Consider the following 18,637-nt stretch of genomic DNA (forward strand, 5'->3'; position numbering starts at 1 on the left):
TATCCGCTTCTTTAAACCAGGCGCTGGAGATTTGATATTTCGAGAATGACAGAATCTTGCTCAACAGCGCTATTGTGTTCTAGCAGATCAAAGGTCCAACGACCATGTGCTTTCTGGATCTCTCTCCGGTAATCCCGGCCTTTGTGAAAATATGCGCGATTCTTTTCTTTTCCAGCCATCCATGGCGCCGCGTATTCAATCAGCTTATCGAGATCCGCCAGCGCGCGGGCGGAGATAGCATCGCAAGCAGCTATTGCTACCGGCGCATCCTCGATCCTGACGGCATGTACTTCACCGCGCGCGCCAGTTTCTCGCAAAGCGGTTCGCAGAAATGCCGCCTTCTTATTATTGCTCTCCACCAAGTGAACCCAGCCTTGCTGCTGTTCGGTGAGAAAAATCGCGGTAATCACACCCGGAAAGCCACCGCCGCTCCCGAGGTCGATCCAGGTCTGCGGGTGAGGAGAGATCTGAAATATCTGCGCACTATCCGCGATATGCCGGCTCCAAATATCACCCATGGTGGAAGGCGCGACAAGGTTGATCGCCTTGGCCCATTTGGTGAAGAGCTCTGCGAAATGTTGCAGACGTTCCTGTGTTTCACGTGAAACACGCAATCCGTTTAATTCCATTCTCGAAGACTCTCAAATCTTGCAGCCGTTATGCAACCTGACTACGAATACTTTCTTCACGGCGCAAATGCACCAGCAAGAGCGAAATCGCTGCTGGTGTCATGCCTTCCACCTTCAAAGCCTGAGCAATGTTGGCAGGCTTCTGCAAGTTGAGCTTATTCTTCAACTCGTTCGAGAGTCCCGAAAGGCTACTGTAGTTGAAGTCCTCCGGAATCAAGCGTGCCTCATCCCGTCGCTGCGTCTCGATGGCTGCTGCCTGGCGATCCATGTAAACAGAATAGATCGCCTCGATCTCCAAGGCCTCAGCGACTTTCTTCGAGAAAGATCTTAGACCTCCCCACACCTGCTCCAACTGGGAAAACGTATATTCGGGATAGGAAAGGAGTTCATAAGCGGTTCGGCGCTGACCATCCAGGTTGAGGTTAAGTCCCGCTTTACGCGCTTCATTCGGCGTGACGGAAAAAGACTGAAGCAGCGTTCGAGCGTTCTCCAGCTCGTTTTGATATGCCGCAAAACGCGCCTGGCGCTCACTGGACACACACCCAAGTTCGACTGCCTCTGGCGTAAGCCTCGCATCGGCATTGTCTGCGCGAAGCGTCAACCGATATTCCGCGCGGGATGTGAACATACGATACGGTTCCGTGACGCCCCGCATGGTCAGATCATCAATCATAACGCCAATATAAGAGTTCGTGCGACTGAAGATAAAAGGTTTGGAATTGCCGCTCGACAACGCTGCGTTGAGACCCGCGGCGAGACCTTGGGCGCCGGCTTCCTCATAACCTGTCGTTCCGTTGATTTGCCCAGCCAAGAAAAGACCCGGAAGTTTTTTTACTTCAAGTGCTGCCGTCAACTCCCGCGGATCGACATGATCATATTCAATAGCGTAACCAGGATGCAATATTTCGACGTGTTCAAGGCCGGGTATCGTCCTGATGAACGCGGTTTGAACGTCGGCCGGCAGGGATGTCGAAATCCCATTTGGATATACGGTACTGTCGTCAAGCCCTTCCGGCTCCAAGAAGATCTGATGCCCGTCTCTCTCGCCAAATTTGACGAGCTTGTCTTCGATCGAGGGGCAATATCGCGGACCGACACCTTCGATCTGGCCGGAATACATCGCCGATTTTTGCAAATTATCGACGATGATGCGGTGTGTCGCCTCTGTTGTTCGCGTTACACCGCATTCGACCTGCGGATTCACGATCCGATCTGTCATGAAGGAGAACGGAACCAACTCCTCATCAGCAGCCTGACGACCAACGGATTTCCAGTCAATCGTTTTTCCGTTCAGACGGGCCGGAGTCCCGGTTTTAAGGCGCCCCAGCTTCAAACCCAATCGAAGGAATGTCGTTGAAAGCCCGATCGAAGGTGGTTCGCCGGTGCGGCCGGCAGGTGTCTTCGCATTTCCTATATGGATAAGTCCGCGAAGGAACGTGCCTGTCGTAATCACCACGGACGGGCTCCCGATGAGTCGTCCGTCTTTCATCATTACGCCAGCGACTCGATTGTTTTTGATATCCAAATCAACCGCGTCTCCTTCGATCACATCAAGGTGGTCGATTGCTTCAATGGCATCCAACATCGCGAGGCGATAGAGCTTGCGATCCGCTTGAGTGCGCGGGCCACGAACCGCTGCACCCTTCTTCCTATTCAGCATACGAAACTGGATACCCGCGGCATCAGCGATACGACCCATAAGACCATCCATTGCGTCAATTTCGCGAACAAGATGGCCCTTGCCAAGACCGCCAATGGCAGGATTACAGGACATGACGCCGATCGTGTCGCGCCGATGCGTGATCAAGGCGGTTTTCGCGCCCATTCTCGCAGCCGCCGAGGCCGCTTCCGACCCGGCGTGACCGCCTCCTATCACGATAACATCATAACTACTCGCGCTCATGCGCTACTCCACAAAAGGTTTCACGTGAAACCCGCGCCCTGCGTGTTCCACGTGAATCATTTTCCGATACAAAACTCCGAAAAGATGACGCCAAGAAGATCCTCAACGTCGACCCGTCCAGTAATACGCCCAAGATGATCACTGGCAAGCCTAAGCGATTCCGCCCTGATTTCCAGGTTTTGTTCTACCTCATCGATTGCCGCCGATAAGGCGCTCAAGCATTTTAGAAGCGAATCCTTATGCCGCTCCCGCGTCGGAATAGATAAAGACAGCCCCTTAAACTTCTGTTCGATGAAGGAAGAAACAAAATCCCGAAGTTCCGGAAGGCCTTCACCCGTCTTTGTAGAAATCTGAAGGTCGTATGAAACAACTGAAGGATATAAGTCCCGCTTGGTGCCAACAATAACATGCGAAGGAGCTCGTTCCAAGTCGACAGAATCTATCGGCGTCGGCGACCCCATATCGGTCAGGAAGAGCACTAGATCAGCGTTATTCAATGCCAGTTGCGCTCTCTTGATACCTTCCCGCTCCACAATATCAGCTGTGTCTCGCAAACCCGCGGTGTCATAAAGCTTGACCAGATAACCATTCAGGTTGATGTCGACATGAAGCACGTCACGTGTAGTGCCAGCTATATCGGTAACAATTGCCACGTCCCTCTGCGCAAACCAGTTCATCAAGCTGGATTTACCGGCATTGGGCGCCCCTGCAATAACAACTTTAAAACCATCCCGTACAATCTCCCCCATATCGGCATGGGAAAGATGATCCTCGATCTCTATTCGAAGCTCCGATAGTGACACCCAGATCTGATCGGAGACAGAGCCAGGGACGTCATCCTCGTCCGGGAAATCCAGTTCGGCTTCGAGCAAGGCGCGCGAGCGCGTAATTCGTTCCGCCCACGAATCATATAGGCGAGACAGACCACCCGAGCTTTGCTCCAGCGCCAGACGACGCTGCATTTCCGTCTCGGCCGCAATAAGGTCCGCTAATCCTTCGATTTCGACGAGATCAAGCTTACCGTTTTCAAAGGCGCGGCGGCTGAATTCGCCTTCCGTTGCTAGTCTGGTCCCGGAAAACGTCGCCAATTCTCTCGATAGAGCCGATACAACCGCTTTCGAACCGTGGACCTGGAATTCGGCGGAGTCCTCGCCGGTAAAGGAGGCCGGACCAGGAAAGAAAAGAACTAGCCCGGCATCAATGGGAAAACCGTTCCGAGTCCGAATCGTTCGGTAAGCGGCGGTTCGCGGTGATGGAATCCCACCAATTAACGCCTCCAGGATAAGACAGGTCTGCGGACCACTGACACGAAAAACCGACACACCTGACGGCGGAGTGCCACTCGAAAGCGCAAATATGGTGTCATTCCACGTTTCCATATCGTGTTCGGCCTATCGGTTCGTTTCCGAATCAATCGAAACAGAAAAGGCTGGCGGGTCGTGTAAACGACTCACCAGCCCCAACTTGAGGAATCCGGCTAATAATCAGGTATTCATCGAGTCGAAGAAGTCACCATTATTCTTCGTCTGTTTCAGCTTGTCGATGAGGAATTCAATCGCATCCGTCGTTCCCATCGGGGCGAGGATACGGCGCAGAACGAAGATCTTCTGCAGATCCTGGCGCGGGACGAGCAGGTCCTCCTTACGCGTGCCAGACTTGAGGATATCCATGGCCGGGAAGATACGCTTGTCGGCAACCTTACGATCGAGAACGATTTCAGAGTTGCCGGTACCCTTGAATTCTTCGAAGATGACTTCGTCCATACGGCTACCCGTGTCGATGAGAGCCGTTGCGATGATGGTCAGCGAACCACCCTCTTCAATGTTGCGTGCAGCACCGAAGAAGCGCTTGGGGCGCTGGAGCGCATTGGCGTCGACACCACCGGTCAGAACCTTACCCGATGAAGGAACGACGGTATTGTAGGCGCGACCAAGGCGGGTGATGGAATCGAGCAGGATTACAACGTCCCGACCGTGTTCCACGAGACGCTTGGCCTTTTCGATCACCATTTCGGCGACCTGCACGTGCCGAACCGCCGGCTCGTCGAATGTGGAAGAGATGACTTCGCCGCGGACCGAACGCTGCATATCCGTGACTTCTTCCGGACGTTCATCAATCAGCAGCACGATTAGATAGCATTCCGGATGGTTGGCCGTGATCGAGTGAGCGATGTTCTGGAGGAGAACCGTTTTACCTGTGCGTGGTGGAGCAACGATCAGACCGCGCTGACCCTTGCCGAGAGGCGCCACGAGATCGATCACGCGGGGCGAAAGATCCTTCGAAGTTGGAACATCCAGTTCCATCTTGAAACGCTCGTTCGGATAGAGCGGCGTCAGGTTGTCGAAGTGAACCTTATGACGGATCTTTTCGGGATCGTCGAAATTGATTGTGTTGACCTTGAGAAGCGCGAAATAGCGTTCGCCTTCCTTCGGACCGCGGATCGGACCCTCGACCGTATCGCCGGTCTTCAGAGAGAAGCGGCGGATCTGGGAGGGAGAGATGTAGATATCGTCCGGGCCGGGCAGATAGTTGGCATTTGCGGAGCGCAGAAACCCGAAACCATCCTGCAGGACTTCAACGACGCCTTCGCCGATGATTTCGATATCCTGGCTGGCAAGAACCTTGAGGATTGCAAACATGAGCTCCTGCTTTCGCATCGTGCTCGCATTCTCGACCTCGAGCGATTCGGCAAAAGCCAGAAGATCCGTTGGGGATTTACTCTTAAGTTCCTGAAGCTTCATTTCAGCCATGAAGTGACCAATACTCGTTATTTTATAAGGGGAAAGGCGATGTTGGGTCGTATTCGGTACTGCGAAAGGGGCTCGCAGGCGACTGAACTCTACACACATGCCACGAAGATGAGATGGCCGGAAAATAGCGAGTCAGAACCCGGCCCGCAAGGGGGCTGCTTAAAATGTCTGAAATTTAACCTCGGCAACTCCTGGGTCTCAAAAAGGTTTCACTACCACCAGGATGACGATGAGGATCATCAGTGCCGTTGGCGCCTCGTTCATGAAGCGCCAGTAACGCGCCGAGCGACGGTTTTCATCCCGTTCAAACGCCCGCACAGCTCTGCTGAAGAAGACATGGACGATGGTCAGGAGAACAACCAACCCGATCTTCGCATGTAGCCAGCCTCCCTGAAAATCATAGACTGACCAGGCGAGATAAAGACCAAGGATCCAGGTCAGCATCATCGCCGGGTTCATGATGATCTTGAGCAGCCGGCGCTCCATCACCTTGAAGGTCTCGGATTGAACCGAACCAGGTTCCGCATCCGTGTGGTAGATGAAAAGGCGGGGCATGTAGAAAAGCCCGGCCATCCACGAGATCACGGCGATGATATGGAGGGCCTTGATCCAGAGATAGAGATTATCAGGGTTCCAGACGAAAAGCCCGACAGCCAGAAGAGCGAAGAAGGCGAGCGCAAAATGCGCACGCCGGCGGGCATAGGCACCCGGTTTTTGATCCGTCTGTTTTTCCATCACGCAGCCCCCGTGCCACGCACGCGTTCCACGAGAAGGCGCACATTCTCCGGATCCGCTTGCGGCGTGATGCCATGACCGAGATTGAAGATCAGCGGTCCGTTTCCGAGCGCCTGAAGAACGTCATCGATACCTTCCTCCAGCGAGTGACCGCCGGCCACGACACGCATCGGATCGAGATTGCCCTGCACTGGTCCGTCCTTCTGCAACTCGGCCGCAAAGGCGAGTGGTACGGACCAGTCGAGCCCGATGGCATCTGCTCCGGTCTTCTGCCGGTAAGTCTTAAGCATGTAGCCTGCACCTTTGGCAAAGGCGATGATCCGCGCCTGTGGTCGCCGCGCTCTGATCGACGCGATCATCCGCGCCACGGGACGGATTGCGAAAGCTTCAAATTCCTTCTCGCCGAGAACACCCGCCCAGGAATCGAAGATCTGCACCGCATCAGCGCCCGCATCGATTTGTGCCACCAGATAGTCGGCGGAGACATCCGCAAGCAGCATCAGCAGGTGTTCGAAGGCGCGCGGATGCTTGTAGGCGAAGAGGCGAGCAGGCGCCTGATCCGGCGTGCCGTGACCGGCAATCATATAGGTCGCTACCGTCCAGGGCGCGCCGCAGAAACCAAGGAGGGTTGTCTCGGAGGGCAACTCATTCCTCAGACGCTTCACCGTCTCAAGGACTGGCTGCAGGTAATCGACAACGTTTTCTCCATTCAGAACCGCGATGCCCGTCTCGTCGATCGGATCCATTTCAGGACCATGCCCCTCGGTAAAGCGCACATTGCGCTTCATCGCATCAGGGATGACCAGGATGTCGGAAAACAGGATAGCTGCGTCAAAGCCATAGCGACGTATCGGTTGAAGTGTGACCTCGACGGCATGATCAGGTGAATAACAGAGATCGAGGAAACTTCCCGCTTTGGCGCGTGTTTCCCTGTACTCAGGCAGATAGCGCCCTGCCTGTCTCATGAGCCAGAGGGGAGGGGGCGTAAGGGTCTCGCCATCAAGAACCCGCATGATTTTCCGGCGCGTTTCACTCAAGCGCTTCTTCCCTATAAAAATCCAAAGATATTTTAAAAGGTTTCTATTTCTTAGAGTCGGTGTCTATCAAGGATTAAAATCCATCCACTGCCGGCGCGATTTGTCACGCACGTGGGGTTGATGGGAATCGAAATTCGTATATTTGCGTTTAAAGCAATAGAAAATTCGAATACCGCAGGAATTCCAGAAGGTTCCAGGAATTCATCTCATCACCTATCCTGTGGACAAGCTGTGCATCGCTTCGAGAAGCATGATCACTATCCCCATACTCCACAAGCGCCTCTGAGACGGCCTCCGAGAATTCCGGATGTGGATAAGGAGGCATGTTTTCCCTTGCCTCGATCCCGGCCACGCCATTAGCTCTTCCCTGTCCAGTCTTTTCAACAGGCAGCGGAAAATAGCGTGGAGAACAGAACGAACTTCTTCCATCTGCATCTGATTTCTGACTCGACCGGAGAGACTCTGATCTCCGCCGGCCGAGCCGCCTCGGCTCAGTTCAAGTCTTCTCAGCCGATCGAACATGTCTATCCGCTGATCCGGAACCGCAAGCAGCTGATGCCTGTGCTTCAGGCGATCGATAACGAACCTGGCATTGTTCTCTACACGATCGTTGATCCGGAGCTTGCCAGCATCATTGATGAACGCTGCGCGGAAATGGGCGTTGCCTCGGTCAATGTTCTGGAGCCTGTCATCGGCGCGTTCCAGATCTATCTCGGCGCTCCCTCCAGAAGGCGGGTCGGCGCTCAGCACGTGATGAATGCCGGCTATTTCGCGCGCATCGAAGCGCTGAATTTCACCATGGACCATGACGACGGTCAGATGCCGGAGGATTACAATGAAGCCGATGTTGTCATCGTCGGCATCAGCCGCACGTCGAAGACACCGACCAGCATCTATCTCGCAAACCGTGGCATCAAGACTGCGAATATCCCGATCGTTTATGGTGTGCCTTTGCCTGATGCATTGGCGACGGCGACGAAACCGCTGATCGTCTGCCTCATCGCCACCACGGATCGGATTTCTCAGGTGCGCGAAAATCGTCTGCTCGGATCGACGCAAGGTTTCGACCGGGAGCACTATACCGACCGCGCAGCAATCTCGGAGGAGCTGAAATATGCGCGATCTCTTTGCGCTCGCCACAACTGGCCAATGATCGACGTCACCCGGCGCTCGATCGAGGAAACGGCAGCGGCTATCGTTGCCCTGCGTCCGAAGCTGCGTTAAGCGCTGAACGATCGAATCGCTCCCGAGGACCTGGAATGACACCAAAGCTCGTGCTCGCATCATTAAGCCCATTCCGGCGGATGCTGATGGAAAATGCAGGTCTGGCCTTCGAAGCGCATGCCGCTCATGTCGATGAACGGGCGATCGAGGCACCTCTGGAAAAATCGGGCGCCACGCCGGATGAGGTGGCGCTTGTTCTTGCCGAAGCGAAGGCGGATGAGGTCAGCCAGCGCTTTAAAGGGGCGCTCGTCATCGGCTCGGACCAGACGATGTCGCTCGCCGCTCGGGTCTTTCACAAACCGAAGGATATGGCGGACGCTGCCAGTCATCTGAGCATGCTCGGCGGCAGAACACATCGGTTGAACAGCGCGGTTGCGATTGTCAGAGATGGCGAAGTCTTGTGGCGGCATGTAGCGCACGCGGAACTGACGATGCGTCCGCTGACCGATGATTTTATCGCGCGCCATTTAAAGCGCGTGGGACCAAAGGCTCTGGCAAGCGTCGGTGCCTATCAGCTTGAAGGTGAGGGAATTCAACTGTTCGAGAAGATCGATGGAGATTATTTCACGATCCTCGGTCTGCCGATGTTGCCTCTTCTCGCAAAACTCCGGGAGCTGGATGCGATTGATGGATGATTCACGTGAAACACATGGGCCGAAAGCGTTTGTCACTGGCTTTCCCGTCAAACACTCGCGCTCACCATTGATCCACGGCTACTGGCTGAAGACGCTCGATCTGCCTGGCAGCTACCAAGCGTACGAGGTCGCCCCTGAAAGTTTTGCAGATTTCATCGTCTCGTTAAGGAACGGTAGTGCCGGTTTCGTTGGCGGCAATGTCACGCTTCCGCATAAGGAGATGGCGTTCAAGCTGGCCGACCAACCGGACGAGCTTTCAGAAGAACTCGGCGCATCGAATACGCTATGGCTGGAGGATGGAAAACTTCTTGCGACCAACACCGACGGCCGCGGCTTTACCGCCAATCTCGATGAACGCCACCCCGGATGGGACCGGCATGACCGGGTCGTCGTCTTCGGCGCCGGCGGCGCGAGTCGCGCTGTCATCCAGGCGGCCCGCGACCGCGGCTTCAAAGAAATCCACGTCGTCAACCGTACAGTCGAGCGGGCGCAGGAACTGGCCGACCGCTTCGGCCCAAAGGTCCACGCACATCCGACCGCAGCACTCGCCGAAGTAATGACCGGAGCAGGGCTGTTCATCAACACCACCTCTCTCGGCATGGACGGGGAGGCGGCACCCGCAATCGATTTCTCCCCGATGCGTTCCGACGCGGTCGTTACCGATATCGTCTACGTGCCCTTGAAAACACCGATCCTCGCCCAGGCAGAAGAACAGGGATTTGCGATCGTCGATGGCCTCGGTATGCTTTTGCATCAGGCGGTACCTGGATTTGAAAAGTGGTTCGGCAGGCGGCCTGTCGTCGATGAAACACTGCGAGCCCTCATCATCGCGGACATGGATAAACACTGATGCTGAAGATCGGCCTTACCGGCTCCATCGGAATGGGCAAGTCGACGGCGGCGAAGCTCTTTGCTGAAGCCGGTGTCGCGGTCAACGATTCGGATGCTGTCGTGCATGATCTCTATGCAGGCGAGGCGGCACCTCTGGTCGATGCGGCTTTCCCCGGCACGATGAAAAACGGTGTTGTCGACCGTCAGGAACTTGGGCGGCAACTTGCTCGAGATCCAGCCGGCTTCAAGCGGCTGGAAAAGATTGTTCATCCCCTGGTGCGCAAGCGGGAGAATGAATTCCTGGCACGGCAGAAAAAGGCAGGGACAGACATGGTGGTGCTCGACATCCCTCTGCTTTTTGAAACCGGCGCCGATCAAAGAGTGGATGTCGTTGTCGTTGTCAGCGCCGATCCACAGATTCAACGGGAGAGGGTGCTTGCGCGCCCGAACATGACGGAAGAAAAATTCAATATGATTCTCTCCCGCCAGATGTCGGATGAGGAGAAACGCCGTCGGGCCGACTACATCGTGGATAGCAGCCACCCCATAGAGACAACGAGAGAACAAGTGGCAGATATCGTCGCCGACTTGAAGAAGCGGATAACGAAGGAATAAGTCCCGAATGCGTGAAATCATTTTCGATACGGAAACCACCGGCCTCGACAACCGCATGGACCGCATTATCGAAATCGGCGGCATCGAACTCTTCAATCATTTTCCGACAGGAAGGACGCTTCACCTTTTCGTCAATCCGGGTGATCAGAAGGTTCACCCGGACGCGCTCGCCGTCCACGGCATCACCGACGAATTTCTGAAGGACAAGCCGGCTTTCGCCGAGGTTGTCGAGCAGATCCTGGAATTCTTCGGCGATGGCAAGTGGATCGCCCATAACGCCACTTTCGATATGGGCTTTGTGAACGCCGAACTTGCCAGGCTCGGCCTGCCGCCGATACTGCCGGATCGCGTCGTCGACACGCTCTCGCTTGCCCGTCGCAAGCATCCAATGGGACCGAACTCGCTCGACGCTCTCTGCCGCCGTTACGGGATCGACAACTCGCACCGCACCAAACACGGCGCGCTTCTCGACTCCGAACTTCTTGCTGAAGTCTATATCGAGATGATTGGCGGCCGGCAGGCCGCATTGGGGCTCGGCGTCGCAGGATCTGCGAGCCAGAGCAAGGACAATGCCGAGGTGGAAGAAGTCGTGGTCGCTGCCATCATGGAGAGACCGCGGCCGCTGGCGCCGCGATTGAGCGAAGCGGAAGCCGAGGCTCATGCGGCCCTGATCGCCAAACTCGGTCAAAAGGCCGTCTGGTCGAAATATGGTCAGCTCAACTAAAAATAAAAATGCCCGGGTGTCACCCGGGCATTTGATTTCGAGTGCCTGTAAAGATCGGCTTAGTTCGGAACGGCCTGAACCTTGGAGCGGGCCTGTTCTTCGGCAACGCGTTGTGCAAACATCTGTGCGAAATCGATCGGGTCGATCATAAGCGGCGGGAAGCCGCCATTGCGCGTGACGTCGGCAACGATCTGGCGGGCAAACGGGAAGAGCATGCGCGGGCACTCGATGAAGAGAACCGGCAGCATGTGCTCCTGGGGGAAGCCGGCAACGCGGAAGACGCCGCCGTAGACGAGCTCGGTATGGAAGACCGTCTTGTCGCCTTCCTTGGCTTCAGCGATCAGCGAAAGCACGACATCGAAATCCGTTTCGGACAGCGGATTGGCATTGACGTTCACATTGATGTTGATCGCCGGTGCCTTGTCGCGGGCCTGAAGGGAGCGGGGTGCGCCCGGGTTTTCGAAGGAAAGATCCTTTACGTACTGGGCAAGGATCGAAAGGGTCGGGCTCGCTGCGCCGTTGCTGTTGTTGTCGTCTGCCATGGGCTTTTCCTCGAGGGGCATTGGATGGTGCCGCCATCTAACATTTCGGGGAGGGGCTTACAACCCTGGGCCTCTGGGCAGTTAGCGTGCCTCGGCCTAGTCGCCGAGCCTTTTGCGGGACCAGGGTGACTTTCCGTTCGGTTGCCGATGATAGTCCTCTTCATCAAGATCGACCACCTTTGAATCGCCTGGCTTGCCCGACCGGCTCTGAAAATCCGGATGCGAGGATGAGGAAAAGCCCCTACTGCCGGGGTCGACCACAACGAAACGCTTTGCAATCGACCGCCAAAACAGGTTTCGAACCTGCGGAATAAGAAGCAGGATCGCCAGGATATCCGAGAGAAAGCCCGGGATGATGAAGAGCAGCGCGGCGATTACGGTCATCGCCGGATTGAGCAATTCCCGTCCGGGCATGGTACCGTTGCGCCCTTCGGCCGACATGCGACGCAGGATGCTGATACCTTGCCGGCGCAAGAGGAACGAGCCGAGGACAAAGCCCAGCACGACAAGCGCCAGCGTCGCAGCAAGTCCGACTGCGCGGCCGACAATCACGAAACCCGCAATTTCGGCAAGCGGCAGAAGCAGCGCAAAAACCGGGAGCATGGAAAAACGCATCTCTTTCTCCCGGGTGCCCCGGGCTCCTCTTGGCACTGGCCAAGAACCAGCCATGATTTGAATCATTCGTATAGCCGGACTATATGGGGTTAGAAATCAGGGATGTTAACAGCGAACGGCGGGATATGAGTTCAAACGACTTCATCACTTTATTTTTTCTGGTGGCGGCGGTGCTGATTTTCTTTCAGCTTCGGTCCGTTCTTGGACGCCGCACCGGAAATGAGAAGCCGCCGCGTGATCTCTATACGCCACGGGACGCCGCGCAGAACGATACGGCCGATGTCGGCAAGGTCGTAACCCTGCCGCGGCGCGATGTGAACGGGGAAGAGGAAGACCGCTTCTCTGCCATCGATGCTTTCGCACCAGCCGGCACGCCGCTGAACGAATCGCTGCGCGCGCTCAGCAGAGCCGATGCCTCCTTCGACCCGAAGGAATTCTTGAATGGCGCCCGCATGGCCTACGAGATGATCGTCATGGCCTTTGCTGATGGCGACCGCAAAACGCTGAAGAATCTTCTATCCCGGGAGGTCTATGACGGCTTTGATGCGGCGATCAGCGATCGCGAAAACAAGGGCGAGAAGATGAAGTCCACCTTCGTGGGCATTGACAAGGCTGAGATCACGCATGCCGAGACCAAGGGCAGCGAGGCGCAAATCACTGTGCGCATCATCAGCCAGCTGATCTCAGCGACCTACGACAAGAGCGACGTGCTGATCGATGGCGACGCCGAAAATGTCGCCGAGGTCAACGATCTCTGGACCTTCGCTCGCGATACGCGCTCGCGCGACCCCAACTGGAAACTCGTCGCGACCGAATCGGAACATGAGTGACGCAGTAGGCTTCGCCCTTCAGGCAGTCAGTTTCGACGCATTGAAAGGCTGGAGGGATGACGATCCCTCCAGCCTTTTTGAAGTCATGGCTGCCTGTCGCCGCTATATTTCCGAAACCAAACCCTATCATATGGGGTCGCTGGGGCTGAGTTCAGCTGACCTACTTCCATTGCTGGAGGAAGCAGAGGCGTTTCGCCCGTCTTCAGCGGAGGAAGCACGCGCCTTTTTTGAGAAGTACTGTCAGCCATTTCGGATTGTCCGGGCCGACGGCGCTAGCGGTTTCGTCACCGCCTTCTACGAACCCGAAATCGAAGTTTCCGACAGACGGGACGCGACCTATCGGTTTCCGATCTACCGGCGACCGGAGGATCTTATCGACCTCGACGATCAAAATCGTCCAGGCAATCTCGATAGTTCCTACGCATTCGGGCGTGTGCGGGACGGGCTGATCGATGCCTATCCGGATCGCCGCGACATCGATCAGGGCTATCTGGAAGGCCGTGGTCTCGAGATCGCCTGGGTAAATTCAAAGGTCGATCTTTTCTTTGTCCATGTGCAGGGCGCTGCCCGGCTGCGCTATCCGGATGGCAGACTTGGCCGCATCACCTACGCCGCAAAAGCTGGTCATCCATTTTCGGCTATTGGCAAGCTGCTGATCGACCTCGGCGAGATCGATCGCGCAAAAATTTCGATGCAGGCGATCCGTGCATGGCTTGCCGCTCATCCGGACCAGATCGACGAAGTCCTATGGCATAACCGGTCCTATATTTTCTTTCGTGAAGTACCGGTCGACGATGCAAATTCAGGGCCGATCGCCGCTGCAAAAGTGCCGCTGCTCGCGGGACGATCGCTCGCCGTCGACCGCCTGATCCACACGTTCGGTTTTCCATTTTTCATCCGTTCCGAAACCCTGACACACCTTGATGCCGGTAAGCCGTTTCAACGACTGATGCTGGCGCTGGACACCGGTTCGGCAATTGTCGGTCCGGCGCGCGGAGATATTTTCACTGGTTCGGGCTATGATGCAGGAGAGTTGGCGGGAACGGTACGCAACGATGCCGATTTTGTAATTCTCATCCCCAATGCCGCTGCAGCGAGGTTCCTCTGATGGCGAAGGACCGCAAGCTCAGCGCAGACGAGAGAATCCTCTGGGGCAAGGTCGCCCGCAGTACCCGGCCTATGCCCGGCAAGACGGATGAACTGACGGCCCTTGATGCCTTCCTGGCGGAGGCTGAAGCGGCCGCCGAACAAGAAAAGGCGGAGAAGCAGAAGACGGCCACACCGGTTCCGCAGCAAGCAGTAGCCCAGATACCCGCAAAACAGTCTTCGGGCGTCCACCATCCGCTGGAGCGGCCGGTCAAGCGCAAGATCGCCAAAGGCAAGCTGGCGCTGGAAGCACGGATCGATCTTCATGGCATGGTCCAGAGTGAGGCCCATTCCTTCCTGCTCGATTTCCTGATCCGTGCGCATGAACGCGGCATGCGGCATGTCCTCGTCATTACCGGCAAGGGCAGCTCCATGGGCAGCGAGGGCGCGTTGAAGCGCGCGGTGCCGCTCTGGTTTTCCAAACCGGAGTTCCGTTTTCTGATTTCGTCCTACGAACCTGCGGCCCAGCATCACGGTGGGGCTGGTGCCCTCTATATCCGCCTGTCGCGGCGTGCCGGGGAAAACTCATGACGCCGTTTGCTGAAGCAGTCCGCAAGCTGCGCGCCCGCAAGGGCGTGACGCAAAAACAGATGGCGGCGGCGCTCAATGTCTCACCCGCCTATCTCTCGGCACTCGAGCATGGAAAGCGCGGCATGCCGAGCTTCGATCTGCTGCAGCGCATCGCCGGCTACTTCAACATCATCTGGGATGAGGCCGAGGAACTCTTCCTCGTTGCCGGCTCTTCCGATCCGCGTGTTGTCGTCGATACTTCGGGGCTGCCGCCCGAATACACCGATTTTGCCAATCGGCTGGCCAAGCGAATCCGCAGCCTTGACAGCGCCGATATCGCCCGGTTATCGGCGCTTCTTGAAAATGGCGGCAAAGTGGACGGAAAAGCGTCATAATCCCCTGATTTATGCCTTGTTTTAGGACCTTGCCATTGGGAACTCGCTGCAAAAAACCTATATTCAACATTGAAAAAGCCGGTGATTCGCAAGGCGCGCCGTTGCTGACGACAACAGGGAAAATCTCGACAGAATGACCGATGCACCCGCGACGGAAAACGGCGTAAACACCGAATATGGCGCAGACTCCATCAAGGTCCTGAAGGGCCTCGATGCCGTGCGCAAACGCCCCGGCATGTATATCGGCGATACTGACGACGGTTCGGGCCTCCACCACATGGTCTATGAGGTCGTCGATAACGCGATTGATGAAGCGCTGGCCGGCCACGCCGACATTGTCACCGTCTCGCTCAATCCGGATGGCTCTGTGACCGTGACGGATAACGGCCGCGGCATTCCAACCGATATTCACAGCGGCGAAGGCGTTTCGGCAGCTGAAGTCATCATGACCCAGCTCCATGCCGGCGGTAAGTTCGACCAGAATTCCTACAAGGTTTCGGGCGGTTTGCATGGCGTGGGCGTTTCGGTCGTCAACGCACTTTCCGTCTGGCTGAAATTGAAGATCCGTCGCCAGGGCAAGATCCACGAGATGAGCTTCACCCATGGTGTCGCGGATGCCCCTCTGAAGGTAACAGGCGAGGCCGGCAACGAGACCGGCACGGAAGTGAGCTTTATGCCGAGCTCAGGAACCTTCACGATGACGGAGTTCGACTACGGCACGCTCGAGCACCGCCTGCGCGAACTCGCCTTCCTCAACTCAGGGGTTCGCATTCTGCTGACGGACAAACGTCACTCCGATATCAAGCAGGAAGAGATGGTCTATGACGGCGGCCTTGAAGCCTTCGTTTCCTATCTCGACCGCGCCAAGAAGCCGCTCGTTGAAAAGCCCGTGGCGATCCGCGGCGAAAAAGATGGCATTACCGTTGAAGTGGCCATGTGGTGGAACGACAGCTACCACGAAAATGTGCTCTGCTTCACCAACAACATCCCCCAGCGCGACGGCGGCACGCATATGGCAGGCTTCCGTGCCGCGCTGACGCGCCAGATCACCTCCTATGCCGACACATCCGGCATCACCAAAAAGGAAAAGGTGACGCTGACGGGCGACGACTGCCGCGAAGGCCTCACGGCGGTTCTTTCGGTCAAGGTGCCGGATCCGAAATTCTCTTCGCAGACCAAGGACAAACTCGTTTCCTCGGAAGTGCGCCCGGTCGTCGAAAGCCTGGTCAACGAAGCGCTCAGCACTTGGCTCGAGGAACATCCCGGCGAAGCCAAGGTTCTCGTCGGCAAGGTCGTCGAAGCCGCTGCCGCCCGTGAAGCTGCGCGCAAAGCGCGCGAGCTGACGCGCCGTAAGGGTGCGCTGGATATTGCCTCACTGCCGGGCAAGCTGGCCGACTGCTCCGAACGCGATCCAGCCAAGTCTGAAGTCTTTCTCGTCGAGGGTGACTCGGCAGGCGGTTCGGCAAAGCAGGGACGCTCGCGTGAAAATCAGGCAATCCTGCCGCTGCGCGGCAAGATCCTGAATGTCGAGCGTGCCCGCTTCGATAAGATGCTGTCGAGCCAGGAAATTGGCACACTCATTACCGCGCTTGGCACCGGCATCGGCAAGGATGAGTTCAATGCCGAGAAACTGCGCTATCACAAGATCATCATCATGACGGATGCCGACGTCGATGGCGCCCACATCCGCACACTGCTGCTTACCTTTTTCTTCCGCCAGATGCCGGAACTGATCGAGCGTGGCCATCTCTACATCGCCCAGCCGCCGCTCTATAAGGTTTCGCGCGGCAAGTCGGTGCAATACGTCAAGAATGAAAAAGCGCTGGAAGATTATCTGATCGGCCAGGGGCTGGAAGATGCGGCGCTGAAGCTCGCCAGCGGCGAAGTTCGCGTCGGGCAGGATCTGAATGAAGTCATTCATGATGCCCTGCGTCTGCGCGCGCTGCTCGATAATCTGCATTCGCGCTACAATCGTGCCGTCGTCGAACAGGCGGCGATCGCCGGTGCCCTCAATGCCGAACTCGTCAGCAATGCGGACCGTGCTCTGGAATTGGCGGGCGAAGTCGCCAAGCGGCTCGACCTTATCGCTGAGGAAACTGAACGCGGCTGGGAAGGTAACCTCACCAGCGAGGGCGGCATTCGTTTGGAACGCATGGTTCGCGGCGTCAAGGAAGTCATCGTGCTCGACATGGCATTGATCGGCTCCCAGGATGCCCGTCTTATCGATCAGTTGACGCCACGCATGAAGGAAATTTATCAAACGCCACCGGCACTGAGCCGACGTGATGGCGATGTCGAAATTTCCGGCCCGCGCGCTCTTCTTGATGCGATTTTCGCCAGCGGCCGCAAGGGACTAACGATGCAGCGCTACAAGGGTCTCGGCGAAATGAATGCCGAGCAGCTCTGGGAAACGACGCTCGATCCGAACGTTCGCTCGCTGCTGCAGGTCAAGGTCAGCGATGCGACCGATGCCGATGGTCTCTTTGCCCGCCTCATGGGCGATGAAGTCGAACCGCGCCGCGAATTCATCCAGGACAATGCGCTGAGCGTCGCCAACCTCGATATCTGACCGAACCGGTCACCAAAAAGCCCTGCAGCCATCGGGCTCGCGGGGCTTTTTATTTTGCAATCAATCGTTTCCGACGAAATGGCCGTTGAAGACGACCTCCGAGAGCGGCTTGCGCTGGCTCGGAAATTCGCGCTCACGATTGCGCTCAGAAAGGATGCTCTTGTCGGCGATACGACCGACGGCAATGCCGGCTTCGACGCGATAGCCATCGGGGATCCCAAGCTTTTCCTTGATCTCATCATGCTTGATGCCGCCCATGCCATGAGCATAGAGGCCGGAAATACGGGCCTGAATGGCAAGGTGACCCCAGGCCGTGCCGGCATCGAAAGAGTGTGTGTAGCTTGACCGTCCCTCGCTGCGAGCGCCGTTGAAGCTGCGCGAGATCACAAAGATCAGTGCCGAGGCATTCTTCGCCCATTCCTGATTGGATTCGACGAGCAGGCTCACGAATTCTTCCCAGTGCTCGGAGCCTTTCAATGCGTAGAGGAAGCGCCATGGCTGCAAGTTTGCGGAAGATGGCGCCCAGTGCGCTGCATCGAGCAGCGTCAGAAGCTGGGCTTCTTCAATGATCTCGCCGGTAAAGGCGCGGGGTGACCAACGGTCGAGAAACATCGGATCGATTGGATATTCGGATTCGCGGCTGTTGGCTTTCGTCATGCTGGCTTCCGGATGTTGGCGATGGACGGGGATTCCATTGTGGGACCACTTAAGTGATATTTCCGTCCTCGCTTGCTTGGCAAGCACAGTTTGGTCGCAGCCAACACACGATCAGTTGTAGAATCAGCCTTACGCTCGCGAAGATTCACGCTCAGGCGGCGTCAACCCGAGCAGGTCCGACAGGTGGGAGTGGTTCTAATGTGCCCTGAAATTTTCTAGCCGAGCGTACCGCTTGTGCAGAAAGGCATAATGACACCGATGAATAATTCGTTCATAGGTGGCGCACCCCG

19 protein-coding genes are annotated in these 18,637 nt (G+C 56.5%); 10 read left to right on the plus strand and 9 right to left on the minus strand.

Annotated features, from left to right (window positions below):
- Positions 1-11: 11 nt before the first annotated feature.
- The 6 genes from rsmG to hemE form a co-directional block, all read right to left on the minus strand.
- Positions 12-629 (minus strand): 16S rRNA (guanine(527)-N(7))-methyltransferase RsmG, encoded by a 618-nt coding sequence (gene rsmG / locus FHT92_RS21515; protein WP_183829109.1) that lies wholly within the window; start codon positions 627-629, stop codon positions 12-14.
- A 28-nt stretch (positions 630-657) separates the two neighbouring features.
- Positions 658-2,532 carry a tRNA uridine-5-carboxymethylaminomethyl(34) synthesis enzyme MnmG gene (mnmG, locus tag FHT92_RS21520; RefSeq protein WP_183829112.1) on the minus strand — a complete coding sequence of 625 codons (1,875 nt, stop codon included), beginning with the start codon at positions 2,530-2,532 and terminating at the stop codon, positions 658-660.
- A 56-nt stretch (positions 2,533-2,588) separates the two neighbouring features.
- The gene (mnmE, locus tag FHT92_RS21525) at positions 2,589-3,911 is read right to left on the minus strand and encodes a tRNA uridine-5-carboxymethylaminomethyl(34) synthesis GTPase MnmE (protein WP_183829115.1); all 1,323 of its coding nucleotides are present in this window, start codon (positions 3,909-3,911) and stop codon (positions 2,589-2,591) included.
- A 105-nt stretch (positions 3,912-4,016) separates the two neighbouring features.
- Entirely contained in the window at positions 4,017-5,282 is a 1,266-nt protein-coding gene (rho, locus tag FHT92_RS21530) for a transcription termination factor Rho (RefSeq protein WP_029868909.1), read from the minus strand.
- A 198-nt stretch (positions 5,283-5,480) separates the two neighbouring features.
- Positions 5,481-6,017: a protoporphyrinogen oxidase HemJ gene (hemJ, locus tag FHT92_RS21535; RefSeq protein ID WP_113322176.1), complete on the minus strand. Its 537-nt coding sequence runs from the start codon at positions 6,015-6,017 to the stop codon at positions 5,481-5,483.
- Complete coding sequence (hemE, locus tag FHT92_RS21540; protein ID WP_183829118.1) at positions 6,017-7,054, minus strand: uroporphyrinogen decarboxylase; 1,038 nt, start codon at positions 7,052-7,054, stop codon at positions 6,017-6,019. The genes hemJ and hemE overlap by 1 nt, the downstream gene beginning before the upstream one ends.
- A 402-nt stretch (positions 7,055-7,456) precedes the next feature.
- On the opposite strand from hemE, the gene FHT92_RS21545 reads away from it, so the two are divergent.
- The 5 genes from FHT92_RS21545 to dnaQ are packed head-to-tail and all read left to right on the plus strand — an operon-like array spanning position 7,457 to position 11,083.
- Positions 7,457-8,278, plus strand: a complete 822-nt coding sequence (locus FHT92_RS21545; RefSeq protein ID WP_183749716.1) for a pyruvate, water dikinase regulatory protein — start codon at positions 7,457-7,459, stop codon at positions 8,276-8,278.
- A 35-nt stretch (positions 8,279-8,313) separates the two neighbouring features.
- Positions 8,314-8,913 (plus strand): Maf-like protein, encoded by a 600-nt coding sequence (locus FHT92_RS21550; protein ID WP_183749715.1) that lies wholly within the window; start codon positions 8,314-8,316, stop codon positions 8,911-8,913.
- Positions 8,906-9,763, plus strand: a complete 858-nt coding sequence (locus tag FHT92_RS21555; protein ID WP_183829121.1) for a shikimate dehydrogenase — start codon at positions 8,906-8,908, stop codon at positions 9,761-9,763. Before FHT92_RS21550 ends, FHT92_RS21555 begins: the two co-directional genes overlap by 8 nt.
- Entirely contained in the window at positions 9,763-10,359 is a 597-nt protein-coding gene (gene coaE / locus FHT92_RS21560; protein ID WP_183829124.1) for a dephospho-CoA kinase, read from the plus strand. Before FHT92_RS21555 ends, coaE begins: the two co-directional genes overlap by 1 nt.
- 7 nt (positions 10,360-10,366) lie before the next feature.
- Positions 10,367-11,083 (plus strand): DNA polymerase III subunit epsilon, encoded by a 717-nt coding sequence (dnaQ, locus tag FHT92_RS21565; RefSeq protein WP_183829127.1) that lies wholly within the window; start codon positions 10,367-10,369, stop codon positions 11,081-11,083.
- Positions 11,084-11,142: 59 nt separating this feature from the next.
- Here the strand turns inward: dnaQ and secB are convergent, their stop codons facing one another.
- Both secB and FHT92_RS21575 read right to left on the minus strand, forming a co-directional pair.
- The gene (gene secB / locus FHT92_RS21570) at positions 11,143-11,625 is read right to left on the minus strand and encodes a protein-export chaperone SecB (RefSeq protein ID WP_183749711.1); all 483 of its coding nucleotides are present in this window, start codon (positions 11,623-11,625) and stop codon (positions 11,143-11,145) included.
- A 96-nt stretch (positions 11,626-11,721) separates the two neighbouring features.
- Positions 11,722-12,240, minus strand: a complete 519-nt coding sequence (locus FHT92_RS21575; RefSeq protein WP_183829130.1) for an FxsA family protein — start codon at positions 12,238-12,240, stop codon at positions 11,722-11,724.
- A gap of 125 nt (positions 12,241-12,365) precedes the next feature.
- On the opposite strand from FHT92_RS21575, the gene FHT92_RS21580 reads away from it, so the two are divergent.
- From FHT92_RS21580 to gyrB, 5 genes are all read left to right on the plus strand, one after another.
- Entirely contained in the window at positions 12,366-13,070 is a 705-nt protein-coding gene (locus FHT92_RS21580) for a Tim44/TimA family putative adaptor protein (RefSeq protein WP_183749709.1), read from the plus strand.
- The gene (locus FHT92_RS21585; RefSeq protein WP_183829219.1) at positions 13,063-14,178 is read left to right on the plus strand and encodes a murein transglycosylase A; all 1,116 of its coding nucleotides are present in this window, start codon (positions 13,063-13,065) and stop codon (positions 14,176-14,178) included. Before FHT92_RS21580 ends, FHT92_RS21585 begins: the two co-directional genes overlap by 8 nt.
- Positions 14,178-14,747: a Smr/MutS family protein gene (locus tag FHT92_RS21590; RefSeq protein ID WP_183829133.1), complete on the plus strand. Its 570-nt coding sequence runs from the start codon at positions 14,178-14,180 to the stop codon at positions 14,745-14,747. Before FHT92_RS21585 ends, FHT92_RS21590 begins: the two co-directional genes overlap by 1 nt.
- Entirely contained in the window at positions 14,744-15,121 is a 378-nt protein-coding gene (locus FHT92_RS21595) for a helix-turn-helix domain-containing protein (protein ID WP_183749707.1), read from the plus strand. Before FHT92_RS21590 ends, FHT92_RS21595 begins: the two co-directional genes overlap by 4 nt.
- A 133-nt stretch (positions 15,122-15,254) precedes the next feature.
- Positions 15,255-17,690 (plus strand): DNA topoisomerase (ATP-hydrolyzing) subunit B, encoded by a 2,436-nt coding sequence (gyrB, locus tag FHT92_RS21600; protein ID WP_183749706.1) that lies wholly within the window; start codon positions 15,255-15,257, stop codon positions 17,688-17,690.
- 60 nt (positions 17,691-17,750) lie between these two features.
- On the opposite strand, the gene FHT92_RS21605 is transcribed toward gyrB, so the two are convergent.
- Positions 17,751-18,347 carry a nitroreductase family protein gene (locus FHT92_RS21605; RefSeq protein WP_183829136.1) on the minus strand — a complete coding sequence of 199 codons (597 nt, stop codon included), beginning with the start codon at positions 18,345-18,347 and terminating at the stop codon, positions 17,751-17,753.
- Between the last annotated feature and the right edge of the window lie 290 nt (positions 18,348-18,637).

This window comes from Rhizobium sp. BK377, from assembly GCF_014193935.1.
Lineage (GTDB): Bacteria > Pseudomonadota > Alphaproteobacteria > Rhizobiales > Rhizobiaceae > Rhizobium.

Excerpts from the sequence above, each read along its gene's own strand:
- coaE (WP_183829124.1), top strand. The coding sequence starts at position 9,763 with ATGCTGAAGATCGGCCTTACCGGCTCCATCGGAATGGGCAAGTCGACG.
- FHT92_RS21595 (WP_183749707.1), top strand. The coding sequence starts at position 14,744 with ATGACGCCGTTTGCTGAAGCAGTCCGCAAGCTGCGCGCCCGCAAGGGC.
- mnmE (WP_183829115.1), bottom strand. The coding sequence starts at position 3,911 with ATGGAAACGTGGAATGACACCATATTTGCGCTTTCGAGTGGCACTCCG.
- FHT92_RS21575 (WP_183829130.1), bottom strand. The coding sequence starts at position 12,240 with ATGCGTTTTTCCATGCTCCCGGTTTTTGCGCTGCTTCTGCCGCTTGCC.
- FHT92_RS21550 (WP_183749715.1), top strand. The coding sequence starts at position 8,314 with ATGACACCAAAGCTCGTGCTCGCATCATTAAGCCCATTCCGGCGGATG.
- gyrB (WP_183749706.1), top strand. The coding sequence starts at position 15,255 with ATGACCGATGCACCCGCGACGGAAAACGGCGTAAACACCGAATATGGC.
- FHT92_RS21605 (WP_183829136.1), bottom strand. The coding sequence starts at position 18,347 with ATGACGAAAGCCAACAGCCGCGAATCCGAATATCCAATCGATCCGATG.
- rho (WP_029868909.1), bottom strand. The coding sequence starts at position 5,282 with ATGGCTGAAATGAAGCTTCAGGAACTTAAGAGTAAATCCCCAACGGAT.
- mnmG (WP_183829112.1), bottom strand. The coding sequence starts at position 2,532 with ATGAGCGCGAGTAGTTATGATGTTATCGTGATAGGAGGCGGTCACGCC.
- FHT92_RS21555 (WP_183829121.1), top strand. The coding sequence starts at position 8,906 with ATGGATGATTCACGTGAAACACATGGGCCGAAAGCGTTTGTCACTGGC.
- FHT92_RS21580 (WP_183749709.1), top strand. The coding sequence starts at position 12,366 with ATGAGTTCAAACGACTTCATCACTTTATTTTTTCTGGTGGCGGCGGTG.
- hemJ (WP_113322176.1), bottom strand. The coding sequence starts at position 6,017 with ATGGAAAAACAGACGGATCAAAAACCGGGTGCCTATGCCCGCCGGCGT.
- FHT92_RS21590 (WP_183829133.1), top strand. The coding sequence starts at position 14,178 with ATGGCGAAGGACCGCAAGCTCAGCGCAGACGAGAGAATCCTCTGGGGC.
- rsmG (WP_183829109.1), bottom strand. The coding sequence starts at position 629 with ATGGAATTAAACGGATTGCGTGTTTCACGTGAAACACAGGAACGTCTG.
- dnaQ (WP_183829127.1), top strand. The coding sequence starts at position 10,367 with ATGCGTGAAATCATTTTCGATACGGAAACCACCGGCCTCGACAACCGC.
- secB (WP_183749711.1), bottom strand. The coding sequence starts at position 11,625 with ATGGCAGACGACAACAACAGCAACGGCGCAGCGAGCCCGACCCTTTCG.
- FHT92_RS21585 (WP_183829219.1), top strand. The coding sequence starts at position 13,063 with ATGAGTGACGCAGTAGGCTTCGCCCTTCAGGCAGTCAGTTTCGACGCA.